The organism is Aeromonas sp. Prich7-2 (assembly GCF_017939255.1).
Lineage (GTDB): Bacteria > Pseudomonadota > Gammaproteobacteria > Enterobacterales > Aeromonadaceae > Aeromonas > Aeromonas caviae.
Map to the genome: position 1 here is coordinate 23435 of NZ_JAGKRI010000114.1, position 11857 is coordinate 35291.

At 45.3% G+C, this 11857-nt stretch carries 10 protein-coding genes and 1 pseudogene; 7 read left to right on the plus strand and 4 right to left on the minus strand.

The features are described 5' to 3' along the window. Positions 1-48: 48 nt before the first annotated feature. From J9892_RS15790 to J9892_RS15800, 3 genes and pseudogenes are all read right to left on the minus strand, one after another. Entirely contained in the window at positions 49-657 is a 609-nt protein-coding gene (locus J9892_RS15790) for a paraquat-inducible protein A (RefSeq protein ID WP_010674753.1), read from the minus strand. Beyond that, positions 635-1279, minus strand: a complete 645-nt coding sequence (locus J9892_RS15795) for a paraquat-inducible protein A (RefSeq protein ID WP_010674754.1) — start codon at positions 1277-1279, stop codon at positions 635-637. Before J9892_RS15795 ends, J9892_RS15790 begins: the two co-directional genes overlap by 23 nt. An 87-nt stretch (positions 1280-1366) precedes the next feature. Beyond that, a pseudogene (locus tag J9892_RS15800) lies at positions 1367-2318 on the minus strand (IS1595 family transposase). 210 nt (positions 2319-2528) lie between these two features. Between J9892_RS15800 and J9892_RS15805 the strand changes: the two are divergent. The 6 genes from J9892_RS15805 (at position 2529) to J9892_RS15830 (ending at position 10451) form a co-directional block, all read left to right on the plus strand. Continuing rightward, on the plus strand, positions 2529-2834 hold the full coding sequence (locus J9892_RS15805; protein ID WP_039041159.1) for a YebG family protein: 306 nt from the start codon (positions 2529-2531) through the stop codon (positions 2832-2834). 280 nt (positions 2835-3114) lie between these two features. Then, positions 3115-4410, plus strand: coding sequence for a site-specific integrase (locus J9892_RS15810; RefSeq protein WP_045524874.1), 1296 nt, complete (start codon positions 3115-3117; stop codon positions 4408-4410). 491 nt (positions 4411-4901) lie between these two features. After that, positions 4902-6050, plus strand: coding sequence for a tyrosine-type recombinase/integrase (locus J9892_RS15815; RefSeq protein WP_182310741.1), 1149 nt, complete (start codon positions 4902-4904; stop codon positions 6048-6050). A 9-nt stretch (positions 6051-6059) separates the two neighbouring features. After that, complete coding sequence (locus tag J9892_RS15820) at positions 6060-7583, plus strand: site-specific integrase (RefSeq protein WP_182310740.1); 1524 nt, start codon at positions 6060-6062, stop codon at positions 7581-7583. Beyond that, complete coding sequence (locus tag J9892_RS15825; protein WP_182310739.1) at positions 7583-10003, plus strand: hypothetical protein; 2421 nt, start codon at positions 7583-7585, stop codon at positions 10001-10003. The genes J9892_RS15820 and J9892_RS15825 overlap by 1 nt, the downstream gene beginning before the upstream one ends. Next, positions 9996-10451, plus strand: a complete 456-nt coding sequence (locus J9892_RS15830; protein ID WP_182310738.1) for a hypothetical protein — start codon at positions 9996-9998, stop codon at positions 10449-10451. Before J9892_RS15825 ends, J9892_RS15830 begins: the two co-directional genes overlap by 8 nt. A gap of 70 nt (positions 10452-10521) precedes the next feature. On the opposite strand, the gene J9892_RS15835 is transcribed toward J9892_RS15830, so the two are convergent. Beyond that, complete coding sequence (locus J9892_RS15835) at positions 10522-11058, minus strand: hypothetical protein (protein WP_210538579.1); 537 nt, start codon at positions 11056-11058, stop codon at positions 10522-10524. Positions 11059-11170: 112 nt separating this feature from the next. On the opposite strand from J9892_RS15835, the gene J9892_RS15840 reads away from it, so the two are divergent. Then, positions 11171-11377 (plus strand): helix-turn-helix transcriptional regulator, encoded by a 207-nt coding sequence (locus J9892_RS15840; protein WP_182310736.1) that lies wholly within the window; start codon positions 11171-11173, stop codon positions 11375-11377. Positions 11378-11857: the final 480 nt, after the last annotated feature.

Below are 11857 nucleotides of genomic sequence, written 5' to 3' on the forward strand. Positions count from 1 at the left end.
GACTCCTTACATTGGCTGTGATGCACAGCACGTTCGACACAAAAAACATTAACGGGCCGCCTTGTCCCACAACAGGCGGGTATCGAGCATCCTGGCCGACATCATGGTGAGCACCACCACGCCGGCGAATGCCGTCGCCCCGGGGCCGGCACGCACGTTGAGCAGCACGCCGCGATCCACCAGGGCCACCATCAGCGAGATGACGAACAGGTCCAGCATGGACCAGCGTCCGATGAAATCGATGATGCGGTACATGACGAGCTGGCGTTTGCGGCGCACCGGCTTGCTGCGCTGCAACTGCCAGCAGATCCAGCCAAGACCCAGGATCTTGCCGATGGGCACAATGATGCTCGCGGTCAGTACTATGGTGGCGATGCCGGACATCTTGCTGCGATAGAGCGCCATGATACCGCTGAAAATGGTATCGGACTGCAATAATCCCTTGTTGTAGAAGTGGGTGATGGGCAGCAGGTTTGCAGGCAATAACATGAAGGTGGCCAGCGCCAGCAGGCCCCATGACCAGGCGAGGGAATGGGGAATGCGCATCTGCAAGGGAGTGTGACAACGAGGGCAGCTCATGCCGTGTTGATGGCGCACCAGCAACCCGCAGGTATGGCAGCGGCAAAGCCCCAGTTCACGGGCGCTGATCGGGGACATGGTCCGGCTCCCGGGAGGCATGTTGCAGCGGAATCCGCTCCCAGTAAGGGGCAGGGTCAAAGAGGATCAGCAGCGTCATGTTGAGCAGCATCAGACAACCCAGGCTCAGCAGACCGCCTCCCAGGCGCACGTCGGCGATGTCGATAAGCTTGAACAGGGCGACCAGCAGGCTGACGATGTACACCTCCAGCATGGCCCAGTGACGAAATACCTCGACCGCTTTGAGGGTCCACGCCAGCAGATGCCAGCGCTTGGCCAGGCCGGAGGCGAGGGCAAAGATCCCGAGCAGCAGCCCTGTCGGTGCCAGCACGGCGCACCAGAGCACCAGTGTTGCCACCCAGAGCTCGCTCTCGGCATACAGCATCATAATCCCCTTGATCAGGTTGGCGTCCGAGTTCACGCCCGCCAGACGAAGATAGATCAAAGGCTCAAAAAACGCGGAAGGCAGCAACAGGAATCCGGTGATGGTCAGCGCCATCAACTGGGAAGGGCGAAAGGCATAGCGCCCATACAGATGCTGATGACAGCGGGGGCAATGGGCGTGACGGCGCAGCGGCAGCAACTTGCGTTCGATCAGCAAGTCACAGGCCGGACAGACAATCACCGAGTGCGGATCCGACATACGATTCAACCTGTTGAAGGAATTGATGAAATTTACCTTAAAACGCCTGCCCTGTCTTGCCGCGCTGCACACCCCCCTTTGAAAAGGCTATGTCCCAATTACGTGTTGCATGGGGCGCCCCAGCGCCTCATGCAAGCAACGTGGTACATTCACTTCCCGCCCGTAGCGCTCCAACATCCTTCGCCAACCCAGATAATTTCTCAGATAGTGGGTCGCTACCCCATGGAACCGCTCCATCCACTCTTTCAACCGACGGTGATATCCGTTTACATGCTGGATATGGTACGCGCCAACCACACGCTCGCCTTGGCGATTGCGCACGACCTGATGGGTCACTCCCTGCGCTTTGCTGCACCCCGGCGCCGTCGCTACACAACACCGCATCTGACGAGACAAGGGGTGTCAAAACAGCTATCACCGTCTCGGCATTCATTTTCTCCAACTGAAAATCCGCATGGTGACCAGCCCGGTCCTGAACCACCATCACCGGGATGTAATCCGGCCCTGTGCCTCGGGTACGGCCTTTGCCCCCACGGTGGCGGGCCGGGCGGGGCAAACCACGTTGCCCTTTAAACGACTCCAAGAAGAAGGTCTCATCAACCTCGACGATACCCCCTTCCCGTGCCGCCTGGTGACTCGCCATGGCTTTCAGGAAGCGGTGACGCCACAAGAAGGCGGTATTTTTACAGACTCCGCAGCGGACGGCAGCCTGTCGGACGGTCAGACCGTCGATGAGGGCCTGGGCGTAGTCTTCCCAGCATTGTGCCTTGCGAAGTCGAGCCAGAGGCGTCTTGGTGAGAACGGAACTGGTGCGCAGACACTGCTTGCAGCGATAACGACGCAGCCCTCGACTCCAACCCCAGGGAGCCAACTGCGTAGCCTCGGCCTGACAGTGAGGGCAACATCGACAAGCGGGGAGTTGAGCGGCCAGCGAGGTGATTGGGTGAGGGGTAGTGAGTTCATGTTGCGCGAGGCGACGCTGGCGCATGGTGAGCTGTGGAAAGAGAGACAGTAGATGTTGAAAGGCTTGGGTATCCATGATGGAGGCCCTCAGGGTGATGACCTACTTCAAGGTTAGCCTTTCAACATGTAATTGGGACAGCGCCTTTGAAAAGACGTGTTTTCCGGTGTGAACTGGCCGCCGCCAGCCAAGCAGGGGCTGGCGATGCATGCCGACATGCTGAGGGTATTTGCAATACTGTATATACGTACATATACTTGCAATCACTATCATCAGGAGGGCGCCGCGATGGCCGTTGAGATCAAGTATGTTGTGGTACGTGGGGGAGTGGAGAAGATGACCTTTGCCAGCAAGAAAGAGGCGGATGCCTATGACAAACTGCTGGACACCGCCGATGAGCTGATGACACTGCTGGCGGGTGCGCCGGTCGCGCTTGCACCGGAGCAGCAGGAGAGTCTGGCCTTTTATCTGGCCGAGCAGCGGGATCAGTTGCAGCAGGTATTGCGCGGTGGAAAAGGGCAGGGGAATCCCCCCAAAGAAGACAAGCTGGATACTGAACTGCCAAAGGGGAAGCCCCTGAAGAGCGTGGCTTGAGACGAAAGGGCGGGGAAGGGGATGTGAGGCAGAACCCGCTATCTCATTCATGAAAAGTGCAACTTAAGTCATTTTCACGACTATTTTCCCCGAGGATTTTCCAACCACACTGCATATTCATTGAATATGCCGATTGCTCGTCATCATGGGGTATCACAGCAAGATGCCTCAGGTCGTTGCCCCCAAGGCGCACTGCAAGCCCTGATGCCGATAACCCCATTTATCGGCATCAGGGGGTTGCGGCCCCGTTCAAAACATTCAACCGACATCACACACCATCATGACTCATCCAGCACTTCCACCCGCCATGCCACTGTTCGATAGCGTGGACCACCTTGAGGCGGGCAATCCCCAGGTCAACCAGTACCTCGCCACCCTGAGTCTTGGCAAGGTCCCCGACGCGGGGATCGTGTATGAGCTGGCCGTCGACTGGCTGCTGGAGCAGCGCCACAGCGAAAACAACTACAAGACCTATCGCAGTGAGCTGACCACTTTTTTGCACTGGTGTTTTTGCGAGGTGGCCATCAGCCCCAGGGATCTCACCAGGCGCATCATGATGCGCTATCTCGACTATTGCCAGGCGCCACCGTCCGGACTGATTGCCTACCGCAACGTCGCCCAGTTCGTGCTCGACAAGGAGTGGGGGGAACGGTTGCCAAACCCCCTGTGGCGTCCGTTTCTTGGCAAGCGGGAACTGGGCCGGGAGCTGCCGTATCGACTGAGTGAGCAGGCGATGAAGACAAAACTCGCCATTTTGTCCGCCTTCTTCCAGTTTCTCATCCAGGAGGAGTACATGGATCGCAATCCGGCTCTCCTGCTGCAGCGGGTTAAACGTGCGGGCCCCCAGGAGGCTGGTGAAGATGCGCAATCCTTCACCGAGCTGCAATGGTCCTATGTGATGCAAGCCGCCGAACAGCTCGCTGCCGAATGCCCGGCACAACATGAGCGCAGCCGCTTTCTCATCTGTCTGATGTATGCCTGTTATCTGCGAATTTCCGAGGTGGCGGCCAGGCCGGGTTTCAGCCCCGTCATGGGCCAGTTTCGACGTGACGCCAAAACGGGCGTCTGGGGTTATGACATTCCCCGCAGCAAAGGCGGTAAACGTCGCACCGTGGCCGTTTCACAGGCTCTGCTCGAAGCCCTGGCTCGCTATCGTACCTTTCTTGGACTTTCGCCACTGCCGGCCCCCGGGGAGCAGACCCCGCTGTTCGTACGCCACAAGGCGGCGGCCCATGGCCGCGAACAAGGCGAACTCAATGCCAATCTGGGTATCCGCCAGCTACGAGACCTGGTAATGGCGGTATTTGAACAGGCCGCAAGCCTCGCCGAACAAGATGGTTTTGATCAGGATGCCGCTGAAATGCGAACCCTGACGCCGCACTCCATTCGCCATACCGGTATCACCCATGACATCAATCTGCACGGCCGGCCTTTATCCCACGTACAAGCCGATGCGGGACATGACAGCATCGACACCACCTCCAAGTACCTGCACACCGGCAACCGGGAACGTCACGAGAGTGCCAGCCGCAAGCCGCTGGACCACTTGCTCGACCAGAACCGTACATATGACTGATAACCAATGGTGAACAATAAAACTGCACTCATAACCAAGACACGGGACCTAAAGGCAATCCTTGATTGACCATGCCCTGGGACTCATAAATTCGACACCGCGCATAATGTATATTATGTTAAATCAGATATACCTGTGTTCTACTACATCTCTTCTTGAGGACATTCATTTAATTTCAAAAAAATCAATATGTTAGAATGCTCTGCTTGAATTTTAGTCAGATCATCTTTTTTGTATAATGTCCATGTATTATTGTGTACACAACATTGTCCTCTCTTTGGTATGTACACATGTATAAAGTGATAAAAATTGATGATAAGCGTGCCTGCCTCTTCGACAGTGAAGTCATGCAACCAACATTCTTGTCGCTGAAATTTTGCATAGAACAACTGCATTTCAAATCCCTCAACTATCAGATCAGTACACTTTCTAACATAATGTTCTTCCATGAGTATTGGCTTACTAAGTTCAATTGCACACTGGATTATTCTATGTATAAAGACGAATTTTCCGGTACCGTCATATCAAAAATTATCTCAGAGTTAGAAGGCTTCTGGATTTTCCTTTGTAGTAGTAAAGTTTACATGGATAACGTTACTGCACTTCCTACAATTCACAAAAAAAATTCAATAAAAGAAATTCAAACTCATGTATCAAAATATCAAACAGTCTGCCGTTTTATCTCATGGTTGATAGATTCCTATATTACACCACATTTTATGTTGGATGATTTTGAAAAAACATACAATCTAAATAAGACATTACACTCATACTTAAGTCTTTCAGCAAATAATCACTCTAAATTTCGATTAGGAAATAAGAACAAAAACCTTTATAAAAGCTTGACCAATGAACAGCTCAGGGATTTTGTTTATCTTTTTAAGCTACCAGCAAAAATTGAGAAAGATAGTGATGGTAGAATGACTGCTTCAGCTTATGTTCGATTTAGGAATCTCATTCTGGTGAAGCTCCTTACACAATATGGTTTAAGGATTGGCGAGACCCTTCTTCTCCGAGAATCTTCATTCAAACTAAATATGGCAGAAACTATAGCCTATATGTATGTGGCCAATTTAGATGATGGTGTCGATCCACGAAAAAATAAACCATCGATTAAGACTCGCAATAGTATCAGAGAACTAAAAATTTCAATGCAAGACTACAAAATCATAAAAATGTTTATGATGCAAGTGAAGCTTAGGGCATCACACAATTTTCTATTTAGTTCATCGATAGGTGAATGCCCCCCTCTCACCTACAAGGCTGCATATAAAATAATTATCGATGCTAGTGAAATCATGAAAGACAAATTCCCTGCATATTTTGACCAAACTAAGGCTGAATTTTTGGAAAATGTACACCCACATATGCTTCGTCACACATGGGCATACATGCAGTTGAAGAATCTCTACTACCAGGTTGAAAAGCAGTTTATTAAGGCTGGCGCGGTAAATACGAAGGGAATTATGGCGTCAGCAAAAGATATGCTACGTCAGTTAGGTGGCTGGTCGGAAAACTCAGTGATGCCAAACCATTATGCCGAACGTTTTATTGCTGAAAGTGCAAATGAAAAAAGTTTAAAAATGTTTGATGAACATTTTATCGAAACATTTGAAACTCTTGATATTCCGAGAATATGAGGATTAACAATGTCAATTGACCCCTCCATTATACATCAACAAATCATACTGTCACCCAAACAAATATCCTTTATTACTGGATTAAAAATACCTAAACATGTAACTATTCAGACAGACTCTCACTTTGATTCAGTTACATCCAAGACATCGGAGGACAAATGGCGCTTTGTGATAGGTGGCGAAACTGAGACATTTAACTTCTCTGATATCGAACATCATCCCCTAAAGCTTCTCATAAAATATTGCACCGCTGCATTTATAAATTATGGCAGGCCTCTTCGCAACACAAATTTTAGAGTTATAAAGAAGAGCTTCAATGTTGAAAACTTTACCTTTGATGGCTTTAAAGATAAGTTATCTTCAAAAGAATTGTTGGAAAATCCAGAACAATACTTCGCAACCAAAGGGATAGCAAAGCTTCTGTGTCAGCTCGATTTCCCAGGCTTTTCTGTTGAAAACATTGGCGATTTCATTCTACTCCCATTCCCTAAATGCAACAATCCATTCCTTAAATATCAAGATTTAGAAAACGCATTCCCCTCCCCTTTAAAATCATTGATTGTGCGCGCTATTGTAACTGCAAGCAAAAATCTATTAAATCTTAGCAATGCTGATGTGGAAAACATTACGTTATTTGGTTTATCATTCTACACCGGTATGCGGCCTGCTCAGTTTGCTAAGATATCTGTTTTGGATTTTAAGAAGGATACAAGTAACAAGTCATCTGGATTATACCGATACAGTCTTAACATGCCATATGCCAAGCAAACTAGGATCACTAATAACAAAGTAAAAATAGCTTTACCTGCTGAACTAGGTCTACTTATTGTTGAATACATTAATAGATTTCGACTGCAGCCAGAAGACCGTTTCATTTTGGTAGACAAAGACTTGACTAGATACTTAAACGACATATTACAGCAGATGTTATTATCTATGCAGCCAAAGTCAGTACAAGAGCAGATTATTAAAGGGGATATTATTTTACCGAGGCTAACAACTTATGACTTTCGGCATAATGTTGGTCACTCATTAGCACTTGCTGGAGCAAGTGCTGATGAAATAGCCTATATGTTAGGCCATAGCTCTTTAATCGCGGCCACATACTATATTTCTGCCACTCCAGAATTGGCTATGTTGAAAAGTAAAGCTCTTGGGGACAACCCAGTATGGCAAAACATGATCAATCTATTACTCACTGGTTATGCCGTTCAAGAAAAAACATGGTTAAAACGGACCGTTTCCGGCACGCTAGGAGGTAAGCTTCACATTAAGATTGGAGGATGTGAAAGACCTGGTGAAGATTGCACTCTTGCGAAGGTTCGCTCCTGTTATGGATGCTTTTACTTCAGACCTTTTACCGACTTAGAAAAGCACCACGCCATTCTAGATTGTATAAATAAGGAGATTATTGACACACTAGAGGTTAGTGAAAAGTCTGGAAATATTCATAACCCCGCCTTAGACATTATTGCAAATTTAAAATGTGAAGTACAGATGGTCATAAACCGCATTAAAGGAGGATTAAAATAATGAAGGATAAATTTGACAACTTAAAAATATTTATTGCGGAACAGAAGGCATACTTCCTTGAAAACATCAAGCCTGATGTTAATTTTATATGGGAAGATGATAGCTGGAGTTCGGATTCTGAACAAAAAGGTGTCTTCTCAGGTAGAAGCTCTGGCCATCTTGAGTTCAAAAGCATTAAGAGTATAAATAAAGGTATTTATCTTGATGGTGATGCTCATATAGATCTAAGCAAAGAAATTTACGATGATTATCGTGATTTCATGAAGTCTTTTATCGTCTTCCTTATAAAACTAAAAAACCACAAGATATCAATATCTGCCTTGAATCGCGACAATTTGCTGCTGAAGCGCCTTTACATTCGTATGCTAATTAATGGCGATATAACTCCTACTGTACAGGCTTTCAGTAATGAAATAATCTCACAGTCGATGTTGGCACATTGTTCAGTCATGAGTAACCTAAATAACGCTGCAGATAGCCAAACTGCGATGAGGAAATTATGCGAGTACATTAATAGACTAGGAATAACATTCAATCCGATAGAATATAAAGTCACCCAAAAAAGACCCTCATCCAAGTCGACTGAGGCAGCTACGCAAGCAAAAATACAAGCTTTTCATAATGCTGAGTTTGCTGAAGAGACTGATGAAGATGAGAGTAAAAAACTGATCACTATACAGACCTTTCTTAATATAGTCGCTGTACGTGGTATGGTGACGACAGATGGTGAAAAAATATTACTTAATATGCTGATGCTACTTATGGTCACTGGTTTTAGATTTGGTGAAGTTGAGAGGCTAAAGGCTGATGCGTTGAAAAGACTTGATGTAGAAGATAAAGAAGTAATCGCTATTCTTAAAAACAAAGGATTGAAACATTATTTTTTAGGCATTGTATATGTAGGTGAGAAGCAGGCAGGACATAGGACCCATTGGGTAGAACCATTAGCTATAGATTTAGTAGAAACTATTTTTGAGGATACTTTAAATCTTACCAGAAGCATTAGAAATCATCTTAGCTACTGTAGAGGAAATGGTTTTAGCTCACTATTGCCAATCGAACTGCATGGTAAAGATGAAATTTCATTAGATGAAATAATATCGTATATTTCTGAATCATCCTCAATAACTGCTCAAACTAGAGGTGATTCTGCTCAAAGAGACTATGCCAAAAAGGCGCTGGCTAAATTTGGAATTGAGCCTTCCCGAATCGATGTGATAAATGGCAGACAAAAACTTTTTTATTACTCTTCCGATGACATAGAGCAATTCTTAAAGAAGAAAATCTCATCCAATAAAGAGCTGAATACAAATTTCATCTACAATTTCACAGACTCTAAATCAGGAACTAATATATCCTATAATGTAGAGGACATGTTATTCATCGTGCCAGAAGGCTCAGCCTCACTGGTTAGGTCCTCAGTAACAAAACCCTTACCTTCTAGAGTATCAATGCGTGATATGTTGAAGTTTATAGGTGCAAATGATGGTATAGGCGGCACTTCGTTATTCAAGAAATACAACCTGGTAGATGAAGATGGTAACTTCCCTGAACTTACAACACACATACCTCGTCACACTATCAACACATTCCTCGCTATTGCGGGAATAACTGACCATCTACAAGCTGTCATGATGGGTCGTGTTGATATTAGTCAAAACACTGCATATCAACATTTAGCCATTGAACAACGAGCACTAGCAAGCGAAGTGGTAACTTTTAGTAGCCAGATGGTCTCATTCATGAACGAACCAGAGTTGGATGTTTCGATAGTGCCGACACCTTTAGATTTGATAAAGAATACAGGTGAGATTTCAATTAACCAAAGATTGAACATCGGTAATGCCATCGCACAGAATGCTCACACCTTTACGACAAAGGAAGATAAAGTTTCGTTCCTAGAAGACATATTTGAATCCTGTTCATTAGACTTAATGGCAGGCCTTGGTGAGGCATGGAGCCAAGAAGAGTCAAAACCAGAAAAGAATTTGTTGCTAAATAGGCATGCTGATTTACATCCACTTGACTTCGGAAGCTGTATGCGAAAACTACAGGCATGGTCATGCCCATACTCCATGAAGTGTCAAGACGGTTCAGCATGTCCTTATTTCACGGTAATAGGAAGAGCGGACGATACAGTAAAGTTAGAACGAAAAATATCATTGCTCCAACAGCAAATTCAAGAGCTCAACAACTTATTGGTGTTAGGGACATTAACACAAGCTGAGCATGATGAACTTATACTAGATTTTTCTTGTCGTTCTAAAAACTTACAGCGAGTCAAAGAAGGTTCTAGAAAAATTGAATCTACTAAGGTAAAGTTCAATTTAATTGACTTTGATTTTGATAAAAAACCAAAAACTCTCGCCACAATTTTTGCTGTTGAACATAAAAAGCTGGAGAAAGCAAATAATGCATAAAAAACTGTCAGGTGAAGCTCTCAATGAAGCAATTGAATCCGAATTGCGAGCAATGGTACGTGAAGGATATCAGTTATCCCCTATTTCTAATAAATCTTTACATATCAGACTAAAAGAAAAAGGCATCATCACCGGAGCTGTCAGTACTCTAACAAGTCGCAGAGATATTATTGAACATTATAAAAAAATGCAGCTAGATGAGATCGGTGGTACTTTTGGAAAGAGCGTTCGCTCTGGATCGACTAAAAGTAGAGCTGAGTTAATTAAGTCCAATGCTTCTCTAAGGCGTCAGGTTGAAGAAGCAAAAAGTATGGTCGCGCAGAACACAAGTGTACTTATAAATATTGTTCATGCTGTTAAAGCTGCTGGCCTCCATAAAAACATTGAGCGATTTTTAAGCCCTTTTCTAATTAGGGAACTACAAAACTCAGACAATGATAAAAACTAGCTCTTGTACCTATACTCAAAGCCACTTGATAGTTAATTAGTATTTCTGTAATGAAAAAAGCATCATCATTCTATTTGGTGGCAGTATTACTTTCATTCTCTTTCCCCAAAGCTTCAATGATAATTTTGACAGCATTAAGTCTTCCCAATATGGTGTTTATTTTTTTATTTACTTGGTTTGATGCGACTATAATAGGGCTTTGAAATTGTGGATATAAATCTGCTAATTCATCATATTCTCTCCACTCCCCCCAAAGTGACTGTATTTTATTTTCATAGTCACAATATCTCGCTTGAAGTCTAGATAAAACTTCAATCTGCGGAGCCTTTGTTTCATCTACAGGAATAGAAATAAGCTCGATAGTTGCATTTACATACTCCTCTGTTTTGACAAACCTCACATATCGCCCATTAAACATTCTTCTGAGAAGACCGAAACTCACTAATTTCATTACTTGTGTATATATATAGCTATATTCTCTTGCATTTCTGTACGAATTACTTTTTTCACCATATCCAGATTTTAAACATTCAGATATTGTGAAGTTATTTAGTTTATCAACTTCAAGAGCTACATAGATTGGTGTTGGCAATTGAATTGTCGGCATATTCTAACACATTCCCCAGTGCCAGTTAGATTATTGGGTACAAATAGGGATTATAGTCCCTTCACTTGTGCTCAGCAACCAGAGATAGTTTTCGCCTCAAGTGAGGCGATAAATGCATGATATAGCGAAGAAATTTGGTAATAAGTTGCGTGCAAAACGAACTGAACTCGGCATCACCCAAGAACAGCTCGCCTTAATGTCTGATATCGATCAGAGCTATGTAGGGCGCATCGAGCGAGGAACCGTAAATATCACGCTTGAAAAAGCCTACCGGCTTTCCGAGATACTCCAATGTGATATTCGAGATCTTCTTCCATAACTTCAATAACTTATTAGCCCTGGAGGTTGCCAAAAATCAGCATTTCCTCGAGTAACCTGTAGAACTGATGTATCAGATTGGCTCACGCACTACATACCAAGGCAACATTCTGTCCTGGCACGATTGATAGACATCATGGGTCGTCCAGCGAAATACTAACCCTGTCGAGTGATGCGATACGCTCATCAGCTATACGGTTCAGCTCGGCATCTTCGGCTAGTTCAACATAGTAGGCGAAAAGCTCAGGTGGCACACAGTAGAAGACTGGCTCGTTGCGATTGAGGATAGCAACTGCAGAACCATTACCCTCCTTAAGGGTGCCCATCGGATTACGTGTAAGTATTCACCGGAACAGTATTGACACAGGAAAAATGAGACGATCGTCTCTTGATCCCACTTTCCTGCTTGCTTGATCCTGCTCCTTAGATACGCTCCCCCCATGAGCAAAAACACCATGCATTCCGCGGGAATGCCCACCAC

Excerpts from the sequence above, each read along its gene's own strand:
- J9892_RS15790 (WP_010674753.1), bottom strand. The coding sequence starts at position 657 with ATGTCCCCGATCAGCGCCCGTGAACTGGGGCTTTGCCGCTGCCATACC.
- J9892_RS15795 (WP_010674754.1), bottom strand. The coding sequence starts at position 1,279 with ATGTCGGATCCGCACTCGGTGATTGTCTGTCCGGCCTGTGACTTGCTG.
- J9892_RS15805 (WP_039041159.1), top strand. The coding sequence starts at position 2,529 with ATGGCCGTTGAGATCAAGTATGTTGTGGTACGTGGGGGAGTGGAGAAG.
- J9892_RS15810 (WP_045524874.1), top strand. The coding sequence starts at position 3,115 with ATGACTCATCCAGCACTTCCACCCGCCATGCCACTGTTCGATAGCGTG.
- J9892_RS15815 (WP_182310741.1), top strand. The coding sequence starts at position 4,902 with ATGTATAAAGACGAATTTTCCGGTACCGTCATATCAAAAATTATCTCA.
- J9892_RS15820 (WP_182310740.1), top strand. The coding sequence starts at position 6,060 with ATGTCAATTGACCCCTCCATTATACATCAACAAATCATACTGTCACCC.
- J9892_RS15825 (WP_182310739.1), top strand. The coding sequence starts at position 7,583 with ATGAAGGATAAATTTGACAACTTAAAAATATTTATTGCGGAACAGAAG.
- J9892_RS15830 (WP_182310738.1), top strand. The coding sequence starts at position 9,996 with ATGCATAAAAAACTGTCAGGTGAAGCTCTCAATGAAGCAATTGAATCC.
- J9892_RS15835 (WP_210538579.1), bottom strand. The coding sequence starts at position 11,058 with ATGCCGACAATTCAATTGCCAACACCAATCTATGTAGCTCTTGAAGTT.
- J9892_RS15840 (WP_182310736.1), top strand. The coding sequence starts at position 11,171 with ATGCATGATATAGCGAAGAAATTTGGTAATAAGTTGCGTGCAAAACGA.